The organism is Microbispora siamensis, from assembly GCF_016863095.1.
GTDB lineage: Bacteria > Actinomycetota > Actinomycetes > Streptosporangiales > Streptosporangiaceae > Microbispora > Microbispora siamensis.
Map to the genome: position 1 here is coordinate 178172 of NZ_BOOF01000009.1, position 22751 is coordinate 200922.

The window sequence follows — 22751 nt, forward strand, 5'->3', positions numbered from 1 at the left end:
ATGGCCGAGCTGCGTTCCTTCATCTTCATCGACCAACTGCAGCCGCAGACCATGTGCTACCTCGGCACCTGGATGCGCGGCGCGCTGCCCCGGCTGAACCAGGCCGCGCAGATCATCGAGATCGCCCCAGGGCTCGACATCGAGCCGCTGACCGACGTTGCGCTCAAGCACGCCGACGTGAAGGCCGGCGTGCTGGTGGTCGAGCGGCAGTTCGGCTACCTGGAGTTCCACGGACAGATCGGGGAGGTGCGGGCGGCGGCCGACGCCGTGCTCGACGCGCTCGGCGCGAGCGCCGCCGACGCCGTGGCGCCCCGCATCCTGGCCTCCGAGATCGTCTCCAGCCTGGACGGGCAGCACGCCTTCCTCATCAACCGCAACCGCGTGGGCTCGCTGGCCCTGCCGGGCGAGTCGCTGTTCGTCCTGGAGTGCCAGCCCGCGTCGTACGCGATCCTCGCGGTGAACGAGGCCGAGAAGGCCGCGGAGATCAAGGTCGTGGACTACCGCATGATGGGCGCGACGGGCCGGGTGTACCTGTCCGGCCGCGAGTCCGACGTCCGCCAGGCCGCCGACGCCGCCCGCCAGGTGCTGGGCGACAGGGCGGGAGCCGTGCGATGACCGCGCTCCCGGCCGACGAGCTGCGACTGCTGGTCCGCGAGGTGCTGCGCGACCTCCTCCCCGCGATCTCCGCCGCGACCGGGCCGACCGGGTTCGGAGCAGCCACGCCGGGGACACCCGGTGACGCGTCCGCGACCGGCGGGCGGACCGGGCACGTGTCCATGGCCACCGCGCCGGCCGGACACGTGCCCGGTGCAACCGCGGAGACGCCCGGCGCGGCGCCCGCGGCCGAACCTGTCGTGATCGGCGGCGACGACGACCTCAACGCGTTCGCGCTGCGGGTCCTCGACCTCGCGGCGGACCCGGCCCGCGCCGCCGCCCTGCGGTCGGGACGGCTGCGGTTCCGCCTGGCCGCCCCCGCGCCTGCCGCCCCGCCCGCTCAGCCCGCCCAGGCCGCCCAGGGGGCCGTACGGCAGGAGACCGTACGCCAGGAGGTCGTGCGGCACGAGAAGGGGGCCGTCACCGAGCGGCACGTGGCGGCGGCCGCCGCCGCGGGCGCCCGGCTGGTCCTCGGCCGCCGCGCGGTGCTCACGCCGCTCGCCAGGGAACGGGCCCGGGCCTGCGGGCTCGCCGTGGAGAGGGAGGACTGATGCTGCGCGGCACCGTCACGTCGAGCGTGTGGTCCACCAAACGGGTCGAGGGCATCCCGGCCGGCGCGTTCCTCGAAGTCGAACTCGACGGGGGAGCCCGGCTGATCGCCTTCGACGTGCTCGGCAGCGGAATCGGCGAGCGGGTCCTGATCGTGCAGGGCTCGGTGGCCGCCTCCTGGTTCCCCGCCCAGAAGTCCCCGCCGATCGACGCACTGATCATCGGCTCCATCGACGAAACCGTCTAACCGAAGGAGAGGCACATGGCCAACAACGCGATCGGCCTGATCGAGACCAAGGGCTACGTGGCTGCGCTCGCCGCCGCCGACGCCATGGTCAAGGCGGCCAACGTCACGATCGTCGGACGCGAGCAGGTCGGGTCGGGACTGGTGGCCGTCACGGTCATCGGCGACGTCGGCGCGGTCAAGGCCGCCACCGAGGCCGGGGCGGAGACCGCCTCGAACGTCGGCGAGCTGGTCTCGGTGCACGTCATCCCGCGCCCGCACGCCGACCTCGCCCGCGCGTTCAACCTCTCGACCGGTGAGTAGCGCCCCCCCTGCCCCCCGTTCCCGTGCGCGTGCCGCCGCCAAGGCGGCGGCCCCCGCGGAGCGGCGTACGGCGGAGCTGCGGGTCTACCTCCTGGTGGAGAACCTGCGGCGGCAGTTCACCGCGGCGATGGCCGCGCCCACCCGGGCCCGGGGCTACCCGCCGTACGAGGGGCAGCACGCGCTGATCGTGGAGGTCGCCCCCGGCCTCGCGATCGAGCGGGTCATCGACCTCGCCCTGCGCGCCGTGCCGTCCGTCGAGCCCGGCATCCTGTTCGTCGAGCGGCAGTTCGGCGTGCTGGAGGTGCACGGGTCCTCTCTTGAGGAGGTACGGCGGGCCGGGCAGGCGATCCTCGACGGCATCGGCGCCTCGGCGGGCGACCAGTTGCGGCCCCGGATCCTCTACACCGACGTCATCGAGGACATCACGGACCAGCACGCGGTGCTCATCAACCGCAACCGGCAGGCCTCGATGGTCCTGCCGGGGGAGACGCTGCTGGTCTGCGAGATGACCCCGGCGTTGTTCGCCACCGTGGCGGCCAACGAGGCCGAGGCGGCGGCGCCGGACATCACGCTGGTGGACGTGCAGATGATCGGGTCGGCCGGGCGGCTCTACATCAGCGGCCGCTCCTCCTCCGTGCGTACGGCAAGGGACGCCATCGTCCGCGTCCTCGAATCCGTCGAGGGCCGCGACCACTAGGAATCCGGGGGCGCGGGGGAAGATCTGACGGACACTTCCACAGGATCCTTTAGGAGAACGCATGCAGGTCCACGACCTGTCCGGCGGCGACGACGTCCTCGCCCGCATCGAGGGGGTCGCCCGCCGCGCCCTTCGACACTACGACGTTTCCCCTGACGCCTCCGTAACGCTGCTCAACGTCTCGGAGAACGCGACCTTCACGGTCGGCGACGGCGGGCGCCAGGCGATCCTGCGGGTCCACCGGCTCGGTTACCACTCGCTGGAGGCCATCGCCAGCGAGCTCGCCTGGCTGGACGCGCTGCGCGACGAGGCCGGGATCGTCACGCCGCGCGTGCTGCCCGCCCGCGACGGGTCGCGCGTCGTCACCATGCGGGAACCGGGCTCCGAGCCCCGCCACTGCGTGATGTTCGAGTTCCTTCCGGGCGCCGAGCCGGCCGAGGACCGGCTGGTGGAGGAGTTCGAACGGCTGGGCGCGCTGACCGCCCGCATGCACCGCCACGCCCGCGCATGGGCGAGGCCGGCGTCCTTCACCCGGTTCCACTGGGACCTGGACGCCGCCTTCGGCCCGCAGGCGCGCTGGGGCAGGTGGCAGGACGGCGTCGGCGTGGACCGGGAGGCGCACGTCGTGCTCGCCCGGCTGGAGGCCGAGCTGCGCCGCAGGCTGGAGCGGTTCGGCAAGGGCCCCGACCGGTACGGGCTCATCCACGCCGACCTGCGCCTGGCCAACCTGCTCGTGGACGGCCAGGCGGGGACCAGCGTCATCGACTTCGACGACTGCGGCCTCGGCTGGTACCTCTACGACCTCGGCGCCGCCGTCAGCTTCATCGAGCACCGGCCCGAGGTGCCGCACATGGCGGAGTCGTGGGTGCGCGGCTACCGGTCCGTGCTCGACCTCCCGAAGGAGGACGAGGCCGAGATCTGGACGTTCATCATGTTCCGCCGCCTCCTCCTCGTGGCGTGGATCGGCTCCCATTCGGCCGCCGACGTCGCCCAGGAACTCGGCGCCGGCTACACCCAGGGCAGCTGCGAGCTGGCCGAGCGCTATCTCAGTGGATCACTCTAAGGAGTCCATGTGTTCACCCCAGTGGCCGGGCGGTCGGTCGTCGTGACCGGCGGCAGCAAGGGCATCGGCAAGGGCATCGCGCGGGTCTTCGCCCGCGCCGGTGCGAACGTCCTCATCGCGGGCCGGGACGAGGAGGCGCTGAAGGCCGCGGCCGCCGAGATCGGCGCGTCGTACGTGGTCGCGGACGTGTCCAGGGCCGCGGACTGCGAGCGCATCGCCGAGACGGCGGCCGAGCGGCACGGCGGTGTCGACGTGCTGTGCGCCAACGCCGGCATCTTCCCCGACAAGAAGCTCGCCGAGATGACCGAGGCCGACATCGACGAGGTCTTCGGCGTCAACCTCAAGGGCGCCATGCTCTGCGTCCGCGCCTGCCTGCCCGCGCTGGAGGCGTCCGGCCACGGGCGGATCATCCTCACCTCCTCCATCACCGGTCCTTTCACCGGCCTGCCGGGCTGGTCGCACTACGGCGCCAGCAAGGCGGGGCAGCTCGGGTTCATGCGCACCGCCGCGATCGAGCTGGCGCCGAAGGGCGTCACGGTCAACGCCGTCCTGCCCGGCAACATCCTGACCGAGGGACTGGCCGACCTGGGGGACGACTACCTGCGCGGGATGGAGGCCGCGATCCCGATGCGCCGGCTCGGCTCGGTCGAGGACATCGGCAACGCCTGCCTGTTCCTCGCCACCGACGAGGCGGCGTTCATCACCGGGCACTCGCTCGTCGTGGACGGCGGTCAGGTCCTGCCCGAATCGCAGGATGCGATGAGTGGGTTGTGATCTAATCGGGCCACCCATGCTCTGTCATGGTTCGTCCCTGTGAGACGGAAAGGGTGAGCAGGTGTCCCGCGACCTGGATGGCGAGAGCGCGGTCGAGGCGGTGCGGCGGGAGGTCCTTCGGCTCATCACGAGCGGCGAGCTCCGGCCGGGCCAGCGGCTCGGCTCGGAGCGCGAGCTGTCCACCCGCATGGGCGTCAGCCGTACGACGCTGCGCCAGGCGCTCGGGCTGCTGGAGCAGGCGGGCGCGGTGCGCCGGGTGCCCGGCAGGGGCGGCGGGACGTTCGTCAGCGGCGGCAAGGTGGAGCGCGACCTGTCGAGCGTGGTCGGCGTGCCGGCGCTGCTGCGCGAGCAGGGCTTCACCGCGGGGTCGCGGGTGGTCAGGGCCACGATCGCGGGCGCGGACGAAGCGACCGCCGCGGCCCTGGGCATGCAGCCGGGCGACCTGGTGACCGAGATCGTCCGCATCAGGTTCGCCGATGGGGTGCCGCTCTCGCTGGAGCAGGCCCGGTTCCCCGCGCTGCGCTTCCCGGGACTGCTGGAGCAGCCTCTCGGCGGGTCGGTATACGAGCTGCTCGCCGAGCGGTACGGCGTGCGCCCTGCCGACGCGCTCGAACGCATCGAGGCGGTGGCGGCGGGGGAGGAGGAGGCGGCGGTGCTCGGCGTGGAGCCCGGCGTGCCGGTCCTGGCCATCACCCGCACGACCTCCGACGAGCAGGGCCGGGCCTTCGAGTTCTCCCAGGACGTCTTCCGGGGTGACCGCACCCGTGTCCTCGTCCACGTGAGCGGCGCGACCGGCGCCACGCACTCCGCCCGCGAGCAGGGCCGGCTCGTGCGCTTCCCGGAGGTGACGGGGTGACGGCGCACGCGGCTCCCTGGGCGGTGCGGGTGGCGAGCGCGCCCGTCAACTTCGGCGTCTACCGGCCCGACGGGGCGCCGCTGGGGCCGCAGGAGTTGCTCGCGACGATGCGCGAGGCAGGGTACGACGGCACAGACTCCGGGCCGATCGGCTACCTGGGCACCGCGCGGACCCTGCCCGGGCGGCTCGCGGCGCACGGTCTCGGGCTCGCCGGCGGCTGGGTGGACCTCCGCTACGACGACCCGGACGGCTTCCGCGCGGACCTGGCCGCGCTGGACGCCGCTCTCGACGTGTTCACCGCCGCCCGCGACGCCGCGCTCGGCGCCGCGTCCGGCGGCTCGGAGGCCGGAGGAGACGCACGGGTGGCCGGGGCGGCCGATTCGCGTTTCGCGCCGCGGCCGACGCTCGCCTGCCCGGACCGGCCCGAGCGGTTCGCCCGCCCCGGCATGCCCGCCGACCCCCGGCTCTCCCTGCCCGACGGCGACTGGCCGGCGTACGCCGGGCGGATCGGTGAGGCGGCGGCCCGCTGCCGCGACCGCGGCCTGGAACCCGTCTTCCACCACCATCTGGGCACCGACGTGGAGACGCCGGAGGAGGTCGAGCGGCTGCTCGACCTGACCGACGTCTCGCTGTGCCTGGACACCGGGCACCTGTGGCTGGCCGGGGGCAACCCGGTGGCGGCGATCCGCGACTGGTCCTCGCGCATCCGCCAGGTGCACGTCAAGGACGCCTCCCGGGACGTCCTCGCCCGGATCCGCGCGAGCGGCGGCGACCTGTGGGACCTGGTCGCGGCGGGCGGCTTCCCGCCGCTCGGGCAGGGCGACCTGGACCTGCCCGCCGTGCTGGCCGAGCTGCGGCGGTCGGGCTACGAAGGCTGGATCGTGATCGAGCAGGACGTCCCGGCCTTCCGCGCCTCGGACGCCGAGGCTCTGGCGCGGGCCGTCGCCGACCAGCGGGCCAACCGCACCGCCTTCGGCGAGGCACTCCGCGCCGCCGGCTTCGCCTGATCCACCCGTCAGCCGCCGGTCGCGGCTTGTTTGTCGTCCGTCACTGCTATGAATGGCGCCATCTTCTGATCTTCACGGAAACGAGTCGTTCGATGGCGTCAGTGATGTTTCGCGATGAGACCGCGACAGGCCGCGCTCTGGCCGAGTTCTCCCTTCCGGACCTGCCCGGCCGGATCACGGCCCGTGAGCTGGTGCGTCTGCGCGTCCGCGAGGAGGTGGCCCGGCACAACGCGTCTCCCGCGCCGTACTTCCGCAGTCTGATCACGCCGACGGACGCCGAGGCGGAGCTGAACGGCTACCGCATGCGCACCACCCGAACGCTCGACTGGGAGAGGCAGGCCGACGCCGCCGAGGCCGCCTTCGCCCGGAACGGCTTCCTGCTGCTGGTCGGCGACCGCCAGATCGAGGACCTCGACACGGAGATCGACCTGACGGCCGATCCGGTGGTGTCGTTCGTCAAGCTCGTCCCCCTGGCCGGAGGCTGACGTTGGACGCCGGTCCCCGACTCGACGATCAGCAGGCAGGTCCGGTCATGAACCTCCACGGCACACCCCTGTCCCCGCGGGCGCGGTATCTGCACGACCTGATGACGGGAGCCGCGAGGCTTGCCCAGCGGGCGCGGCTCCTGGAGGACCTGATGGCGGGCGTCACCACGCGGGCCGCGCAGGGGCTCGACGCCTCGCAGCTCAGCGCGTACGAGCTGGGAGCGCTGCTCCCCGCGGTGTATCGCGTCGACATGGAGAACGCCGATGCCGTTCTGGTGCGGTGGGAGGTCGAAAAGGAGGTGAGGGAGCGTCAGCCGCTGTTCACGCCGGAGGCGTGCGCCGCCCTGTTCGACGCCATGACCGGGCGACGGGCGGACATCCGGCTCGGGGTGGGCGCGCTGCTCCGGTGTCCCGCGGGCGCGCCGCTCGACCGGCTGGCCGATCCGGCCCGCGCCGTGGTGGAGCGCCTGCTCCAGGAGGATCGGCTCAGTGAGCCCTTCTCGCTGCTGGCGGCCGCCGGGCTCGCCGGGCTGGACGCCGAGGTGGCCGAGCGGCTCACCGCCGGCCGCGGGCCGCTGGCCGTGGCCGAGGTGGAGCTGCTGCTCGGCTGGGACGCGGCACAGCGGGCGCTGTTCGCCGAGTTCGTGGAGGAGATCTCCCCGGGCCCGCTCTACAGGGACGTCCCGCCGCCGCTCCCCGACGCCCGGGAGCGGCTGAGCGCATTTCCCGGCTACGTGGCCTTCGTCCGCAGCACCGTGGAGGCGGCCGCGGCCCGCGTCGCCGCGATCCACGCCGGGGAGCTGCCCTATCGGGCGGAGAAGGCGTTCGGCGTGGGGGAGAAGGGGACCATCGGCCGCGCCGTGCGGATCGCGCTCCTCCGGGACGAGCCCTGGCTGCCCGGGCCGCTGGAACGGCTGGTGCGCGGCGTCGCGGTGGCGCCCACCAAGGCCAAGACCCTGCCCTCACAGGGAGTGCTGTTCGAGATCGCCCGCGCGGCCGAGGACCACCCGACCCCCGAGGCCGTCTCGGCCCTGCGCGCCGCCAGGGAGGTGACCCGGCACGCGGGGGTGCCCAAGCAGCTCGACCGCATGCTCAAGCGCATCGAACCCGCGCTGGCCGACCGGGTGGAGGTCGCCTTCCGGCTGCCGGACGGGCGCGTACGGCAGGCGCTGGGCGAGCACACCGCGGTCATCTCCATCGAGGGCGAGGTCGAGCTGTCGTGGTGGCACGGGGACAGGAAGCTCAAGACGGTCCCCGCCGCGGTGAAACGGGAGCACCCCGAGGAGGTCAAGCGGCTGCGCGAGCTGGCCAAGCAGGCCCGGCGGCAGCAGGCGACCCTGGTCAGGGCGCTGGAGGCCGGGTACGCCCACCAGGTCGCGCCGCCCTACCGGCAGTTGGAGGGACACCCGGTCGCGGACCGGTTGATCTGGGACTTCGAGGTGTCGCCCGGGGTGTGGCGCAGCGAGCTCGGGCTGACCGTGCCGGACGTCCCCGTGCGGCTGTGGCACCCCGCCCGCGCCACGCCCGACGAGGTGCGGGCCTGGCGCGAGATCGTGCAGGACAAGGAGCTGCGCCAGCCGTTCAAGCAGGCGTTCCGTGAGGTGTACCTGCTGACGCCCGCCGAGGAGGCGACCGGGACCTATTCCAACCGGTTCGCCGGGCATGTGGTCGGCTACCACAAGCTGTACGCGCTGTTCAAGCAGCGTGGGTGGCAGGCCGGCTATCTCGGGCCGTGGGACGGCGGCGGCGACGGGGAGGCCAGGCGGGTGCTGGGCGGAGGGGGCTGGTGGGCGACGTTCCTCCACGACTACCTCTGGCACGAGGACGGATACGCCACCACCGGCGAGGTCCGCTTCCATCGGATGGCCGAGGACGGCTGGCGTGAGGCGCGGCTCGCCGAGGTGCCGCCGCTGGTGTTCAGCGAGGCGATGCGCGATGTGGACCTGTTCGTCGCGGTCGCGTCGATCGGCGCCGATCCGGAGTGGCTCGACCGGGGAGTGGACGGGCTGCGGGACTACTGGCAGTCCTACGGCTTCGGAGATCTGTCCGAGAACGCCCGGGTGCGCCGTGACGCGCTCGCCCGGTTGCTGCCGCGGCTGGCGATCGCCGATCGGTGCGCGCTGACGGATCGTTTCCTGGTGGTGCGGGGTGAGCTGCGTACGTACAGGATCCACCTCGGGTCGGGAAACATTCTGATGGAGCCCAACGACGCCTATCTGTGCATCGTCCCACGCGGGTCCGGCAACCGGGTCTTCCTGCCGTTCGAGGAGGACGGCGGCATGCTGTCGGTCATCGTGTCCAAGGCCTTCCTGCTCGCCGCCGACACCCGGATCACCGACCCCACGATCGTCCGTCAGATCCGTCCGTGACTCACTGCGCGCGGCGCAGCCTGCGCAGGAACGCCCGGAGACCGGACCTCGGGCGCCAGTCGCCGCCGTCCTCCCCGCCGTCCTGCGCGCCGTCCTGCGCGCCGTCCTTCAGGGCCGGCGGCGACGGCTCACCGCCGGGTTCGGGCCGGGGCGTGCCGGGGAAGCTCCGGCTGAGCTCGTAGTGCACGGGCAGGGAACGCAGCGTGCGTACGAAAGGGGAGGGACGCCAGGGAAGCGGGCCGGCCGGGAGCGCCGGCTTCAGCGCCGAGAACCGGTCGAGCAGGCGGCGCACCGCGATCGTGGACATCTGCATGGCCAGCCGCTGGCTCGGGCACCTGTGCGGGCCCGCCCCCCACGCCAGGTGAGCGCGGGTGCTGCGGACGGTGCCGCGGGTGAGCGCGTCGGCGAACCGCGGGTCGGCGTGCGCGCCCGAGATGGACAGCATCACCGGATCGCCGGCCGCGATCGTGAAGCGGCCGAGCTTCACGTCCGTCCTGGCGTAGCGGAAAGTCAGGTTGGCCAGCGCGGGGTTGGACAGGGCGACGCGGTTGACCGTCTCATCGATCGCGCCGACCGACACGGTCTCCCTGAGCCGGGGGCCGCTGATCACCTCGTGGATGACGTTGCAGATCAGGCTGCCGGTGAAGTCCAGGAAGCCGGACAGCATCATCAACTCGCGGGCGAGTTCCTCGTCGGTGAGGTCCGGCTTCGCCTCGATCATGTACGACGGCAGGTCGTCGCCGCGCCGCTGCCGTTTGAGCGTCGCCAGTTCCAGGAGGGCGGCGTACAACCGCTGGTACGCCCCGGCGGAGTCGGGGCCGTCCAGCAGGCGCCACTGGTCCTCCACCATGTCCTCGCCCCGCTCGATGGTGACGCCGAGCATGTGGTTGGCGACGAGCAGCGGGAATGGCCGCCCGTACTGCGCGGCGAGGTCGGCCTGCCCGGCGGGCCCGCCTTCCGCCATCGCGTCGATGAGGTCGTCGCAGTACCTCACCATGGCGCGTTCCAGCCGCTGCGCCTGCTCGCTCCCGGGTTCCTGGAACGGCCGGAGCCCCGCGATCCAGGCGCCGCGCAGCCCCCGGTGTCTCTCCCCGTCGTGGAAACCCGAGTTGTCGGCCTGCAGGAGGGCGAGCAGCGGCCAGTCGGCGGGAACGCGCCCCTCCGCGTACGCCCGCCAGTTGTTCACGCGCTTGCTCCACACGTCGCGCGCGTTCTGCATGACGTGCAGCACCTCGTCGTAGCCGAGCACGAACCAGACAGGCACGCCGAGGAGGTCGATCGGGGCCACCGGGCCATACCTGGCGCGCAGGCGCTCGTGGACGGGCGCGGGATCGGCCTCGTAGTCAGCGGTGAGCAGGGACTCCAGGGGTAACGAGATGAGCCCTTCCACGGCCGACGAGGACCATCTTTCCGAGATCAAGGGCCTGCGCCTGCCTTCCTGCCGCATGTCGGGTACGGGCGGCGATCTTAGAGCGTCCGCCCGCGAATGTCAGCGCCCCGGCTCCAGGTGTGCTGCCGGATGGGCGCGGAGCTGCGACGTAGTGTGGCGGCATGACGCTGGAGCTCGACGGCAGGATCGTGAAGATCACGAATCCGGACCGCGTGGTCTTCCCGCGGTCCGGGCACACGAAGCTCGACCTGATCTCCTACTACCGGGTGGTCGCCGAGGGTGCGGTGCGCGGCGTGGCCGACCGGCCGGTGATACTCAAACGCTTCGTGCACGGCGTCGACAGGGAGGCGTTCTTCCAGAAGCGCGCGCCCGCCAAGCGCCCCGAGTGGGTGGAGGTCGTCGAGCTGAGCTACCCCTCAGGCCGTACGGCGGAGGAGGTGGTGATCCGGGACCTCGCCCACCTGCTGTGGACGGTGAACCTGGGCTGCGTCGACCTCAACCCCCATCCCGTGCGGGCCCATGACCTCGACCATCCGGACGAGCTGCGGATCGACCTCGACCCCGTGCCCGGCGTCGGCTGGGAGCAGATCGTCCGGGTCGCCCTGGTCGCCAGGGACGTGCTGGAGGAGCACGGCCTGACCGCCTGGCCCAAGACGTCTGGTTCGCGCGGCTTCCACGTCTATGCCCGCATCGAGCCGCGCTGGACCTTCCGCGAGGTACGGCGCGCCGCCGAGGCCGTGGCCAGGGAGGTCGAGCGCAGGGAGCCGGACGTCGCCACCAGCCGGTGGTGGAAGGAGGAGCGGCAGGGCGTCTTCGTGGACTACAACCAGAACGCCCGCGACCACACCGTCGCCTCCGCCTACTCCGTACGGCCGACCGGCCTCGTCTCGGCCCCGCTGGCCTGGAGCGAGGTGCCCGGGTGCCGGCCGGAGGACTTCACACTCGCGTCGATGCCCGACCGGTACGCAGAGACGGGCGACCCGTGGGCCGGGATGGACGAGCGGGCGGGTTCCCTGGAGGCTCTGCTGGAGCTGGCCGAGGCCCAGGGGCCGCGGCCGGACAGGCCCGCCGCCCCGCCCAGGCAGGGGCGGCGTCAGCCCGTCATGCCGCTCGTCGAGATCGCCAGGGCCGCCACGCGGGACGAGGCGATGGCCGGGCTCGAACGGTGGAAGGCCCGCCACCCCGAGGTGGCCCGCCTCCTGCAGCCGGCCGACGTCCTGGTCGACTCGATGCGCGGGCGCAGCTCGACCTGGACCAGGATCCGGGTCAACCTCCGGCACGTCCCCGAGCCCGATCGGCCCGGCCAGGAAACGCTGGAGGTCGACTACGACCCCTACGGCAGAGATCAGCCGGGGCCGTAGACGTCCCACAGCTCCCCGAGGAAGAACCGACAGAAGCGGGCGACGGCCGCCGCGCCGTCCGGCCCGGCCGTACGGAAGGTCGTGAGCATCCGCACGAGATCGGACGGCAGGATGCGCAGCGTCCCCGCGGCGACCACGGTGGCGTCCTCGTCCCCGTCCTCCTCGACGTGCCCCTCCAGCAGGCGGGCGTGCAGGGTGGAGGTGTCCAGCCACAGGCGGGTCGGCGCGCCCGGCAGGATCTCCTTGTGCCCGGCCAGCGTGCGGGGGCGGCCGTCGGCGTCCCAGAAGTGCAGCCGGTAGCACATGCGCCGCTGCCCGGCCGTGTCCCCGGGGACGAACAGGTTGAACGAACCCCGGGCGAGCGGCCGCCTGCCGCCGCACGGGTCGGCCTCGATCCAGCCCTCCGCCCTGGCCTCGTGCTCGGACTCGGTGAGGAAACGGTCGATGTCGTCGATCGTGATCGTGAGGCGGAAGGAGAACGGGAACCCTCCGGCCGCACTCCCGCGGGCCGTACGGCCGGGCGAGCCGGGCGGGCCAGGCGGGCCGGGTATCAGGAGCCCCCGCATCTCCTCCACGAACCACAGCGAGGTCCGGCCCTCGAACACGCTCGGCTCGTCCGCGGGCCCGGCCGCGAAGGGACGGCCGCCGGAGACGGCCGTCGGCGCCTCCGGACCGGCCTGTGTTTCCGGTGTTCCCATCGTCTCCTGAACCTCCGGCGCCGCCGGCCGCGCCACCGTCCCCACCGGCACGGCCTGCGCCCCCACCTCGATCGGCGGCACGGCGGACAACTCCACGGCGGATGCCGCCAGGGACGCGCGGGTCTCCAGGATCCGGGTGCTCATGCGGTCGGCGAGCGCGGCGATCGTCAGCGACGGGTTGGCGCCGACCGGCCCCGGCAGGGCCGCGCCGTCCGCGACGTACAGCCCGGGGAAGCCGAAGACCTCCCCGTACGCGTCGCAGACCCCCTCGCCCGGATGGCGGCCCATCGGCGCCCCGCCCAGCGGATGCACGGTCATGACCCGCCTGCGCCACCACGGCGGGCTGTCCACGTACTCCGCGCCGAGCACGTCGCCGATCCTGCGCATGATCGCGCGCAGCCGCTCGTAGTAGTCCTCGCTGGTCTCGGCCGTCCAGTCCACGTCGAGGCGGCCGTCGCGCAGGCGCAGCCTCCCGTCCGGGACGTCGCGGCCCATGCCCAGCAGCGGCAGCGAGGTGCCCGACAGCTCGCCCCGGCCGATCAGGTCGGCGAACTCCGCCGACAGGTTGGTGTCGTGGGTGAGGACGTTGCGCAGCCGCCGCAGCAGGAACCGGGCGATCCGGCCGGGCCCCAGGTCCGCACCCTCGACCAGGTAGTCGACGAACTCGGGATAGCCGCCGTCCTCGATGTAGGCGCCGCGCCCGTCCGCGCCGTCGTCGAGCCGGATCGCGCTGGTGATGACCGGTCCGCGGCTGGCCCGGATGGGCCGGGTCCTGCTCCGGTCGGTCGCCCGCAGCAGGAACGCCAGCATGTCCCCGTTGCCGCAGAAGCGGGTGCCGAGCGTCCCGCTCAGGCCGGGGAAGGCCGCCCGGTTCTTCAGCAGCAGGTAGGACGTGCCGTACGTGCCGGCGGCCAGGACGAGCCGGTCGCAGCTGATCGTGTGCGGCCCGGTCCACCGCGGCAGCCCGTCCGGCTCCTCGCCCGCCTCGTCCCTGCGCGGCATGTGCTCGACGTACTGCACGTCGTAGCCGCCGCCCACGCGCGGCCTGATGCGCCGCACCTCGTGCAGGGTCCGCAGGTCGGCGCCGTGGTGCCGGGCGGCCGACAGGTAGGTGTGGTCGAGGCTGTTCTTCGCTCCGTCGTTGCAGCCGAGGTCGCACTCGCCGCACAACCGGCACGTACGGCGCGGCACGCCGTGCAGGTTGCCGTACGCCGCCCCGGCGATCGGGGTGCCCTGGCAGGGCTTCGCCCCGGGCGACGGCGCGAAGCTGACGGCCAGCGGCGGAAGCCGCCAGTCGAGCCCCAGTTCGGCCGCCGCGTCCCGCATGGCGAGCGTCTTCAACGTGTCGTCGTAGCCGGGGTGGCTCAGCGGGTAGGGCGACACGCCGATCATGCGCTCGACCGCGTCGTAGTGCGGATCGAGGTCGGCCCTGGTCACCGGCCACGACTCGTAACCGCCGCCGGGCAGCGCCTGCTCGTGGACGAACCAGTCCTCGTCCTTGCGCAGCATGATGTTGGCGTAGATGAGCGAGCCGCCGCCGAGACCGCTGGCGACCACCGAGTCGCAGTCGGAGAAGCTCCAGATGTCGAACATCCCGTACAGGCCCTCGGCCGGGTCCCAGAAGGCGCGGCCGAGCTGGGCCGGGCCGCGCGGGAAGTCGCCCGGCGCGTACGCCCTGCCCCGCTCCAGCACCACCACCGACAACCCCGCCTCGGCGAGGCGGTAGGCGGCGACCGCGCCGCCGAAACCCGAACCGACCACGACCGCGTCGACGTGTTCCATAGTGATCTCTCGGTGTCGCGTCAGCGACCGCTGTGTCGCTTCAGGAAGTCAAGGATGTGCGGGAAGACGTCCCGGTGCGCGTTCGCCCCGATGAGGGGGTCGATGTGCCCATACCCGGGCAGGATCCGCAGCTCGTGCCGCCCCGGCGCCGCCTTCGACAGGACGCGGTGGCAGACGATGTTGGAGTCGGTGAAGACGTCGTTGTGGTCGCCCGTCAGGAACAGGATCGGCGTGTCGACGTCGGCCGCGTTGACCAGGTAGTCGTCCGGCAGCGCGGCGTACCGCGGGTCGCCGGTGTCGTACTTCACCGCCCGCCCGGCCGCCACCATCTTCCGCACGTGCCGGTAGTAGTGCAGGTCGCAGGCGCCGTTGAGGTCGGCGAGCCGCTCGTGGAGGTGCGTGCTCTGCGTCAGGTTGCGGTGGCGGTACATCGCGGGCCTGCCGCTGCCCCACATGAAGCTCTGCATGTGGCAGGCCGCCTCCCGGCACTCCGGATGGAAGAAGGAGACGGCGCGGGCCAGCAGCCACCGCCGCGTCAGCGGGGGCGCGTCCCTGAACCGCGGGTCCAGATAGGGCAGGCCCGTGCCGTACTCCAGCAGCGCGGGGCCGAGGGCGAGCTTGAGGCGGGCCCAGGGGTGCACCCGGGGCGTCAGCGCGACGCTGTTGGCGACCACGCTGGCGATCCCGCTCACGGCTCCGGAGAACAGGCTCATGTGGAAGGTCACCGACCCCAGGCAGTGGGCCACCACGTGGATCCGCCGCGCCCCCACGTGGCGGCGGATCTCGCGCAGTGCTGCCGGGTGGTCGTACTGGGCGATGTCGTCCAGCGTGTGCCTGCGGGTCTCCATCGTGTACGGAAACCTGTTGCTCATCCGGAAGTCCAGCGTCCACACGTCGCCGAACCCGCTGTCGTGCAGGAACCCGACCAGGTTCGTGTGCTCCGGCATGATGAACATGTCGCTCGACGAGGTCAGTCCGTGCACGAGCAGCACGACGTCGTCCGGCGCCCCCTGCGCCGGCGTGTCGTCGCGGCGGAACCGGGTGAGCTGTAACCCCAGCTCGTCCTCGGTGGCGAACGGATGAACCGTGACCTCGGCCTCCCGCACGCCGTCGAGCGTGAACCGGGGTATGCGGTGTTCCATCCGATCGCCTTTCTGCCGGGTTTACGATCCCAGGACCACCCGTACCGGCGGCATCGTGGAAAACCCGTACTTACCGGCACTCACCGCGTGAGGGCGGTCGCCACGCCGACCCGGGAGGTGACCTCCAGCTTGGCGAAGATCCGCGACAGGTGCGTCTCCACCGTACGGACGCTGAGGAAGAGCCGCTCGGCGACCTGCTGGTTGGTCAGCCCCTCGGCGACCAGCAGCGCCACCTCCAGCTCCCGCGGCGACAGCCCGAACCTGGCCGCCTCACCGCCCGCGGCCGTGGTCGCGCCGCCGCCCACCCGTACGCCGAGGCGGCGCAGTTCTCGCTCGGTGCGCGCCTTGAGCGCGCGGGCGCCGCAGGCGTCGAAGACCTCGGCCGCGGCGCGCAGATTCTCCCTGGCGCGGCTCCGGCCGCCCGGCGTCGCGAGATGCGCGAGCCCGGCGGTGAGCAGGGCCCGGCCCGCGTCGAGCCGCCGCCCGCCCGCGTTCAGCAGGCGGGCCGCCTCCTCCGCGGCCCCGGCCGCCGCACCCGGGTCCTGACGGGACAGCGCGTGCGCGCGGGCGAGCGCGGCGAAGCCGCAGTAGGCGGGCAGGCGCGGCTCCTCCAGCCGCACGGCGAGCGCCGCCCACTGCGCCGCCCGCGCGGGCCCCTCCGCGTCGGCCCCCTCCGTGTCGGCCTGCGTGCTCGTCTCCCGGGCGGCGTCCGCGTAGGCGAGCGTCTCGCACGCCTGGAGCAGCGTCCCCGGATCCACCCGCGGCGATTCGAACCGGTTGCACGCGTCCAGCACCGCCTCGACGCCCTCGGCGAACCGGCCCGCGTTGACCAGGGCCTGTCCCCGCGCGTAGCGGGCCGTGGCCTCCCAGGTCTCGCCCGCTCCGACGCCGCACCGCACGGCCTCCTCGCCGGCGCGCAGGGCCGCCTCGTCGTCGCCGCTCCACGACTCGGCCAGGCAGACCTGGGTGAGCGCGAAGACGAGCTGCTGCCCGGAGTCGAGCAGCCTGGCCCCCTCGACGGACTCCTCCGCGGTGGCCCTGGCCTCCGCCAGGCGGCCCGTCGCCACCAGCGTCTTGGCCCGGCCCGCGAGCAGGTTGGTCAGGATGTAGGTCTGCCCGGTCGAGCGCGCGACGGCCGCCGCCCGGTCGAAGTGCCGCAGCGCCTCGCCGTACCGGCCGAGGTAGGACTCGGCCCAGCACAGCCAGGCGATGGCGTCCAGCCACTCCGACAGGTGCTCGTCCGGCGCGTCCGCGAGCAGCTTGCCGGCGATCTCGGCGTAGCGCAGCGCGTCGTCCGTACGGCGGGCGGCCAGGGCGGGCATCGGGCGCAGCGCCGCCACCGCGACCGCGAGCCCCGGCTCCCAGTCGTCGGCGCTGTCGGGCATCAGGTCGAGCACGGCCTGGGCGGCCCGGAAGTCCACCCGCATCATGCTCTCGGCGACCAGGCGCATCCGCATCGGCACGGCGGCGGCCGCCCGCGGGTTGGGCATGCGGCTCAGCTCGTCCAGCAGCAGCGCCCTGGCCTCCTGCGGGCGGTCGAGCTGGCGCTCCATCAGCGCGCAGACGCGGGCCGCGCGGCCCCTGCGGGGGTAGTCGTCCTCGGGCAGCCTGCGCAGCAGGTCGCGGGCCGTGTCGCGGCCCTCGGCCAGCCTGCCGCTGATTCCCTGGGCCCAGCTCAGCTCCAGCATCAGGGCGAGCCGGTCCTCCCGGTTGGCGGCGTCGTCCGGCATGAGCCGCAGCGCCGCCTGCAGCCAGTGCGCCGAGGTGGCCGGCGCGTGCGCGGTCACCGCGCGGGCCGCGGCCACCAGCACCTCCACGGCCCGCTGGTCGCCGAACGACCCGGAATGCTCGACGTGGTGGGCCTGTACGGTCGCCGGGGCGCCCAGCTCGGCCAGGTGGGCCGCGATCCTGGCGTGCGCGCCCAGGCGCCAGCCCGCCGCCGCCGACTCGTAGACGGCGCGCCGCACGAGGGGGTGGCGGAAGCGGAACCGCCCGCCCGCGCTGCGGACGATGTCGCGCTCGACCAGCTCGTCCAGCGCGGCCAGCGTGGCGGCCGGCGGCACCTCGGCGGCCACGGCGGCGACGGCCGGTTCGAACTCGTCGGCGGCCACGGCGGCGGCCTGGGCCACCAGCAGCGCGCCGGGGGACAGGTCGCCCAGCTCGATCTGGAGCGCGGCGAGCACGGTCGGCGGCAGCTCGGCCACGTCCGTGCCGCCCATCCGGGCCAGCGCCTCCAGGTAGAACGGGTTTCCGCCGCTGGCCTCGTACAACGCCATGCCGCGTCCCCGGCTGACGTCGGGGCCGAGGAACTGCCGGACGTCCGTCGCGCTGAGGGGACCGACCACGACCTCGTGCCCGCGCGGGCCGGCCGCCGCGGCCAGCCGCGCCACGCGCGGGGCGGCCTGGGCCGGGCGGAAGGCCACCGCCATCAGCACCGGGCCCGCGGGCGGATGCCGTACGACGTGGTCGAGGAACTCGAGCGTGCCGTCGTCGGCCCAGTGGACGTCGTCGAGGACCAGCAGCAGGCCGGTGGGCCCGGCCAGCGCGCCCACCAGGTGCCGTACGGCCCGGTAGAGCCGATATCGGGCCAGGCCGCTGCGGTCGTCGGCCAGCGTGGGCTCGTCGCCGGCCGGGCCCCCGTCGGCGGCGAGCCCGGGGAAGACGCCGGACAGCAGAGCGGCCTGCCCGGACCCCACGGCCCGGACGACCTCCTCGCGGCGTGCGTCGAGATGGTCGTCGAGCGCGTCAACCAGCGCGCTGTAGGGGAGCATCTGCTCGTACTCGGCGGCGCGTCCCCACAGCGGGGTGAAGCCGTCCCCGCCGGCCATCGCCGCGAGCTCGCCGAGGAGCCGCGTCTTGCCCGCGCCCGGCTCGCCGACCAGTGCGAGGAACTGGAACCCGTCGCGGCGGCTCGCGGCCATCGCGCCCCGCAGCGCGGTCAGCGCGTCCTGCCGTCCGACGAGTGGCGCGGAAGTGCCCGTGACGACCGGACCGGCCGTACGTCCATCCATCCGCACCCCACACGCGAACGCGCGGGCCGCCCCCGCCGGCCGCGCCGACAACACCCAGTAACTGCACTTTACAGATCACGGGACCCTTGCAGGGGACCGGTCCGGCATTGACACCCTATGGAAAGTATTCGAAAAGGAACCGGTCAGTTCGGGCGATTCCGGGATCAGGGGTGCATGGCACCGGGTACGGGACGCCTCGTTCACACATCGTCACCGCGGAGGTGCCAGGTGCTGGACCGGAGTGCCGATCCCAGGGGGCGGCGCACGCCGTACGGACCTCCCGACGCGGTGGAACGGCTCGCCGCGGCCCTGCCGAGCCACATGCGCGACGCGCTTCCCCCGGTCATCCGCCTCGGCAGCCCCTGGCCGGTGCGCGTGGACGTGTTCCCGGAGGACGGCGTCGCCGGGCCGGACGCCGAGCGCTGGGTTCCCGCCGTCTCCGCGGCGGGTTCCAACGGCGACGCCCTCGACCTGGCGGTGCGCGGCGGCCGGGTCGTGGGCGTACGCGGCCGGGCCGGCGACCGCGTCAACCACGGCAGGCTCGACCCCCGGGAGTGGCAGGCCTGGCAGCCGCGCGCGGGCCGGCTGTCCCGCCCCCTGGTGCGTGAGGGCGGAGTTCGTGAGGGCGGGCGGCTGGTCGAGACGACGTGGGCCGTCGCGATGGACCGCGTCGTCGCGAGGTCGCGGGAACTGCTCGCCCGTCCCGGCGGCTGGGGCCGCCTCGCCTTCTACACGGGCCCGCGGCTGTTCCTCGAGGAGCACTACACCCTCGCCGTCATCGGCAAGGCGGGGATCGGCACCCCGCACATGGACGGCGACACCCGCTGGGGCGCGGCGGCGGCCGCCGCCGCGCTCGCGGCGAGCTTCGGCACCGACGGCCAGCCCGGCTCGTACACCGACGTGGACCACTGTGACGCGCTCGCGCTGTGGGGACACGACTGCGCCGCCACCCATCCGGTGTTGTGGGAGCGCATGCTCGACCGCCGGCTCGGATCCAGGCCGCCCGCCATGATCGCGGTGGGCCCGGAGGGGACCGCGGCGGCCAGGGAGGCCGACGTCCACCTCGCCGTACGTCCCGGCACCAACGTGGCCCTGCTCAACGGGCTGCTGCACGAGCTGATCGCGGGCGGCTGGCACGACGCGGCCTACGTCGCCGCGCACACCGTGGGGTTCGAACGGCTGTGGCGGGTCGTCGAGGCCTATCCCGCCAAACGGGCGGCGGAGATCTGCGCGGTGCCGGTCGGGCAGATCGAGCAGGCCGCCGAGATCCTGGGCGCGGCCGAACGGCTGGTGTCGACCGTGGGCCAGGCCTTCCTGGGCTCCAACCAGGCGACCGCCGCCGCCTGCCAGGTCAACAACGTCCACCTGCTGCGCGGCATGCTCGGTCGTCCGGGGGCCGGGCTGTTCCAGCTCGGCGGGCCGGGGTGCGACGCGCTGGAGGCGGGCTCGGCCGCAGACCTGCCCGGACTGCGCAACTGGGCCGACACGGGGCACGTGCGCGAGCTGGCGGACCTGTGGAACGTCGACCCCGCCGTCATCCCGCACTGGGGGCCCGCCACGCACGCGACCCAGATCCTCAGGTACGCAGAGGAGGGCTCGGTCGGGTTGTTGTGGATCACGGCGTCCGACCCGGCGGCCACGGTGCCTGGCCTCGACCGGATCCTCGCGAGGGAGGACCTGTTCGTCGTCGTCCAGGATCCGTACCTGACCGAGACCGCGCTGCTGGCCGACGTGGTGCTCCCGGCGGCGGCCTGGGGCGAGAAGACCGGCACCGTCACCGGGGCCGACCGCACGGTGCACCTGTGCGAGAAGGCGGTCGAGCCGCCCGGGGAGGCCAAGACGGACCTCGACATCCTGCTCGACTACGCGCGGCGGATGGACCTGCGCGACCGGGACGGCCGGCCGCTCGTGCGCTGGACCGACGCGGAGTCGGCGTTCGAGGCGTGGAAGGCGTGTTCCAGAGGCCGTCCGTGCGACCACACGGGGATCACCTACGAGCGGTTGCGGGCCGGCGGGATCCAGTGGCCCTGCATGCCGTCCAGTTCCCACGGCGTCGAGCGTCTGTACGCCGGGGGACGCTTCGCCACCGGGCCGGGGCACTGCCAGACGTTCGGAGCCGACCTCGCCACGGGGGCCGAGTACGGTGAGGAGCGATACCGCGCGGAGAACCCCGGGGGACGGGCCTTCCTCCACGCGGCCGACTTCGAGCCGTCTCCCGAGGTCGCCGACGACGAGTACCCCCTGGTGTTCACGGTTTCGCCGCGGCGCTTTCCGGCCCGGCCGGCCCGTCTCGGCGACGCCCCGCCCGAGCCGCTCCCGGGCCAGCCCCACCTGGAGCTCCACCCCGGGGACGCCGTGGCGCTCGGCGTCGAGGACGGCGACCTCGTCCGGGTCGAGTCGCCCCTCGGCGTGCTGGAGGCCGTCGCGCGCCTGTCGGGCGTACGCCCGGGAGTCGTGCTCCTGCCGCTCGACGGGCAGGACGAGGCCGTGACGAGGGCGGCCGCGGATCTGACGCTCACCGCGTGGGACCCGGTGTCCCGCAGGCCGCTGCGCACGGCGGCGGCGGTCCGGCTGGTGAAGGCCGGGCGGTGCGGGGACGCGCCCGTGGGGGACGCCCCCGTGGGGGAGGGCCTCTACTCGGCCGCCGCCACGCGCCTCGGCCGTGGCGTGACCGCGCGGCCCGAGGTGACGACCGCGGCCGGAGGAGGGGAGGCGCCGGAACGGTACGAGGAGGTCTGACGTCCGCGATCGCCGGAGATGAGGTGGGGTCGGCCTACCGGAAGGAAGCGACGACATATGGCCCTTGCAGGTTGGGGGGACGCCGCCCGCGGGTGGGACGACGCGTGAGCGAGCATCTGGCGCGCTACCTGGAGACGCTGTCGCGCACGCAGCACACGCTGTCGTCCGGGTTCCGCGCGCTGCGGCGCGGCCACCCCCGCGAGCCGGACCTGTGCGGCGTCTGCGAGCGCCTGGCCGCGCAGTGCGACGATCACGCCGAGCGGCTGGAGCCCTTCCAACGGCGGTACCGCTCCGGGGGCTCCCGCGATCGAGTCTTCGACGCCGGGGGATTCGATACCGGGGAATTCGACACTGCGGATTTCGGCGCCGGGGGTTTCGGCGCCGGGGGTTTCGATGCCGGCGGTTTCGACGGCGGGGCTTTCGACGCCGCGAGTATCGACGGCGGGGGTTTCGACGCGACGGGCCTTGAGCCGGCGGACCTCCAGCGGGTGGTCCGCGGGGCCGTGGAGCGGGAGCGGGCGGTCGCCGAGGGCGTGGACGCCGGGGCGGCGCGGCGCCCCCGCGTGACGCCGGGACGGGGCGGCGGGGACGGCGGCGGCCTCGCGCTGCTGCGGGACCTGCACGGCCTGTACCTCCTCGCCACCGAGTGCGACCTGTCGTGGAGCGTGGTCGCGCAGGCCGCCCGCGGGCTCAGGGACGACGACCTGCTCGACCTCGCCCGGCACTGCGCCGCCGAGACGGCCGTCCAACTGCTCTGGCTGCGTACACGGATGCGCCAGGCCGCGCCGCAGGTTCTCGTCGTCCCGTCCTGGTAGTACGGGAAAAGGCCGACAAAGTCCGCCATTAAGAGGAAATCTAGACAAGCGTCGTATGATTTCCGGGTGAAATGGATTGTGTCGGGGCGGGGGTAATTGATAGAAGTTTATCTCGGCGCCGGCGACCGGCAGGGATCGGCCGTGCCCATCGCTATACCGGTGCTCACGGCGGGGGCGTACCGGTGGTGGCGGGAATGGCTCGCCGGAAAAGGCGAGCGCCGTGCCGCGATTTCTCGGCGGAGCCGGCCGCATTCGGCGGCCGGCGCCGCCGCGGATCGGCCGGAAATCCGCACAGGCCCGAGCGCGTCACGCGCCGCTCGCGGAGACGGGCAGGTCCTCGAGGCGGATCAGGCCGTATCGGCCGCCCGGGTTCTCCTTCATATCGGCTTGCGAATGGCGGAACTGGGCGCTGCCGGAGTCGTACGAGTTCCCGCGTGGTGGACGCGGCCCGTGGGGCGGCGAGCGGGCCGTGCCGGCCGATGATCCGGTCGAGCGACCGTGAGGCGACCGGCGCCATGACGATCGGGGGCGCCGTCCCCACACCGGACTCGCGTCCGCTGCCGGGAGGCGACCAGGTGGGGAAACGACGAAACCCCGGCCGCGGCCGGGGTTTCGGTGGCTGGTGGACGATACTGGGATTGAACCAGTGACCTCTTCCGTGTCAGGGAAGCGCTCTCCCGCTGAGCTAATCGTCCGTGCCCGGATCTCGTCCGGGCTCCGAGCGGAAGACGGGATTCGAACCCGCGACCCTCACCTTGGCAAGGTGATGCTCTACCACTGAGCCACTTCCGCAGCGATCGCTCGGGGTTTTC

The 22751-nt window shown here is 73.5% G+C and carries 18 protein-coding genes and 2 tRNA genes; 14 read left to right on the plus strand and 6 right to left on the minus strand.

Annotation, left to right across the window (positions count from 1 at the left end):
* The 11 genes from Msi02_RS10740 to Msi02_RS10790 all read left to right on the plus strand — a co-directional run bounded on the left by Msi02_RS10740 (position 1) and on the right by Msi02_RS10790 (position 9001).
* Positions 1 to 615, plus strand: coding sequence for a BMC domain-containing protein (locus Msi02_RS10740; protein WP_079317482.1), 615 nt, complete (start codon positions 1 to 3; stop codon positions 613 to 615).
* Positions 612 to 1205, plus strand: a complete 594-nt coding sequence (locus Msi02_RS10745) for a hypothetical protein (RefSeq protein ID WP_204048198.1) — start codon at positions 612 to 614, stop codon at positions 1203 to 1205. The genes Msi02_RS10740 and Msi02_RS10745 overlap by 4 nt, the downstream gene beginning before the upstream one ends.
* Positions 1205 to 1450, plus strand: a complete 246-nt coding sequence (locus tag Msi02_RS10750; protein ID WP_079317478.1) for a EutN/CcmL family microcompartment protein — start codon at positions 1205 to 1207, stop codon at positions 1448 to 1450. Before Msi02_RS10745 ends, Msi02_RS10750 begins: the two co-directional genes overlap by 1 nt.
* A gap of 15 nt (positions 1451 to 1465) precedes the next feature.
* The gene (locus tag Msi02_RS10755; RefSeq protein WP_079317476.1) at positions 1466 to 1750 is read left to right on the plus strand and encodes a BMC domain-containing protein; all 285 of its coding nucleotides are present in this window, start codon (positions 1466 to 1468) and stop codon (positions 1748 to 1750) included.
* Entirely contained in the window at positions 1743 to 2447 is a 705-nt protein-coding gene (locus Msi02_RS10760) for a microcompartment protein (RefSeq protein ID WP_239108289.1), read from the plus strand. The genes Msi02_RS10755 and Msi02_RS10760 overlap by 8 nt, the downstream gene beginning before the upstream one ends.
* Positions 2448 to 2508: 61 nt before the next feature.
* On the plus strand, positions 2509 to 3510 hold the full coding sequence (locus Msi02_RS10765) for a phosphotransferase enzyme family protein (protein ID WP_204048199.1): 1002 nt from the start codon (positions 2509 to 2511) through the stop codon (positions 3508 to 3510).
* 9 nt (positions 3511 to 3519) lie between these two features.
* Entirely contained in the window at positions 3520 to 4284 is a 765-nt protein-coding gene (fabG, locus tag Msi02_RS10770) for a 3-oxoacyl-ACP reductase FabG (protein ID WP_204048200.1), read from the plus strand.
* Positions 4285 to 4345: 61 nt separating this feature from the next.
* Positions 4346 to 5140, plus strand: coding sequence for a GntR family transcriptional regulator (locus tag Msi02_RS10775; RefSeq protein WP_139575261.1), 795 nt, complete (start codon positions 4346 to 4348; stop codon positions 5138 to 5140).
* A complete protein-coding gene (locus Msi02_RS10780; protein ID WP_239108290.1) occupies positions 5137 to 6147 on the plus strand; it encodes a sugar phosphate isomerase/epimerase family protein in 1011 nt (336 codons plus the stop codon). Before Msi02_RS10775 ends, Msi02_RS10780 begins: the two co-directional genes overlap by 4 nt.
* 104 nt (positions 6148 to 6251) lie before the next feature.
* A complete protein-coding gene (locus Msi02_RS10785) occupies positions 6252 to 6632 on the plus strand; it encodes a hypothetical protein (RefSeq protein WP_239108291.1) in 381 nt (126 codons plus the stop codon).
* Positions 6633 to 6679: 47 nt separating this feature from the next.
* Positions 6680 to 9001, plus strand: coding sequence for a DUF4132 domain-containing protein (locus Msi02_RS10790; protein ID WP_204048202.1), 2322 nt, complete (start codon positions 6680 to 6682; stop codon positions 8999 to 9001).
* 1 nt (position 9002) lies between these two features.
* Here the strand turns inward: Msi02_RS10790 and Msi02_RS10795 are convergent, their stop codons facing one another.
* On the minus strand, positions 9003 to 10391 hold the full coding sequence (locus Msi02_RS10795) for a cytochrome P450 (RefSeq protein ID WP_204048203.1): 1389 nt from the start codon (positions 10389 to 10391) through the stop codon (positions 9003 to 9005).
* A 161-nt stretch (positions 10392 to 10552) separates the two neighbouring features.
* Between Msi02_RS10795 and ligD the strand changes: the two genes are divergently transcribed.
* A complete protein-coding gene (ligD, locus tag Msi02_RS10800) occupies positions 10553 to 11752 on the plus strand; it encodes a non-homologous end-joining DNA ligase (protein WP_204048204.1) in 1200 nt (399 codons plus the stop codon).
* Here the strand turns inward: ligD and Msi02_RS10805 are convergent.
* The 3 genes from Msi02_RS10805 to Msi02_RS10815 form a co-directional block, all read right to left on the minus strand.
* Positions 11737 to 14232 (minus strand): GMC oxidoreductase, encoded by a 2496-nt coding sequence (locus Msi02_RS10805; protein WP_204048205.1) that lies wholly within the window; start codon positions 14230 to 14232, stop codon positions 11737 to 11739. The genes ligD and Msi02_RS10805 overlap by 16 nt on opposite strands.
* 20 nt (positions 14233 to 14252) lie before the next feature.
* The gene (locus Msi02_RS10810; RefSeq protein WP_204048206.1) at positions 14253 to 15374 is read right to left on the minus strand and encodes an alpha/beta fold hydrolase; all 1122 of its coding nucleotides are present in this window, start codon (positions 15372 to 15374) and stop codon (positions 14253 to 14255) included.
* A gap of 80 nt (positions 15375 to 15454) precedes the next feature.
* Positions 15455 to 18385 carry a helix-turn-helix transcriptional regulator gene (locus Msi02_RS10815; protein WP_204048207.1) on the minus strand — a complete coding sequence of 977 codons (2931 nt, stop codon included), beginning with the start codon at positions 18383 to 18385 and terminating at the stop codon, positions 15455 to 15457.
* Positions 18386 to 18613: 228 nt separating this feature from the next.
* On the opposite strand from Msi02_RS10815, the gene Msi02_RS10820 reads away from it, so the two are divergent.
* Positions 18614 to 21124, plus strand: coding sequence for a molybdopterin oxidoreductase family protein (locus tag Msi02_RS10820; RefSeq protein ID WP_204048208.1), 2511 nt, complete (start codon positions 18614 to 18616; stop codon positions 21122 to 21124).
* 104 nt (positions 21125 to 21228) lie between these two features.
* Positions 21229 to 21939, plus strand: coding sequence for a hypothetical protein (locus tag Msi02_RS10825; protein WP_204048209.1), 711 nt, complete (start codon positions 21229 to 21231; stop codon positions 21937 to 21939).
* A 620-nt stretch (positions 21940 to 22559) separates the two neighbouring features.
* Here the strand turns inward: Msi02_RS10825 and Msi02_RS10830 are convergent.
* Positions 22560 to 22634, minus strand: a tRNA-Val gene (locus tag Msi02_RS10830).
* 25 nt (positions 22635 to 22659) lie between these two features.
* Positions 22660 to 22731, minus strand: a tRNA-Gly gene (locus tag Msi02_RS10835).
* Positions 22732 to 22751: the final 20 nt, after the last annotated feature.

Excerpts from the sequence above, each read along its gene's own strand:
- Msi02_RS10740 (WP_079317482.1), top strand. The coding sequence starts at position 1 with ATGGCCGAGCTGCGTTCCTTCATCTTCATCGACCAACTGCAGCCGCAG.
- Msi02_RS10745 (WP_204048198.1), top strand. The coding sequence starts at position 612 with ATGACCGCGCTCCCGGCCGACGAGCTGCGACTGCTGGTCCGCGAGGTG.
- Msi02_RS10750 (WP_079317478.1), top strand. The coding sequence starts at position 1,205 with ATGCTGCGCGGCACCGTCACGTCGAGCGTGTGGTCCACCAAACGGGTC.
- Msi02_RS10755 (WP_079317476.1), top strand. The coding sequence starts at position 1,466 with ATGGCCAACAACGCGATCGGCCTGATCGAGACCAAGGGCTACGTGGCT.
- Msi02_RS10765 (WP_204048199.1), top strand. The coding sequence starts at position 2,509 with ATGCAGGTCCACGACCTGTCCGGCGGCGACGACGTCCTCGCCCGCATC.
- Msi02_RS10785 (WP_239108291.1), top strand. The coding sequence starts at position 6,252 with ATGTTTCGCGATGAGACCGCGACAGGCCGCGCTCTGGCCGAGTTCTCC.
- Msi02_RS10790 (WP_204048202.1), top strand. The coding sequence starts at position 6,680 with ATGAACCTCCACGGCACACCCCTGTCCCCGCGGGCGCGGTATCTGCAC.
- ligD (WP_204048204.1), top strand. The coding sequence starts at position 10,553 with ATGACGCTGGAGCTCGACGGCAGGATCGTGAAGATCACGAATCCGGAC.
- Msi02_RS10805 (WP_204048205.1), bottom strand. The coding sequence starts at position 14,232 with ATGGAACACGTCGACGCGGTCGTGGTCGGTTCGGGTTTCGGCGGCGCG.
- Msi02_RS10810 (WP_204048206.1), bottom strand. The coding sequence starts at position 15,374 with ATGGAACACCGCATACCCCGGTTCACGCTCGACGGCGTGCGGGAGGCC.
- Msi02_RS10815 (WP_204048207.1), bottom strand. The coding sequence starts at position 18,385 with ATGGATGGACGTACGGCCGGTCCGGTCGTCACGGGCACTTCCGCGCCA.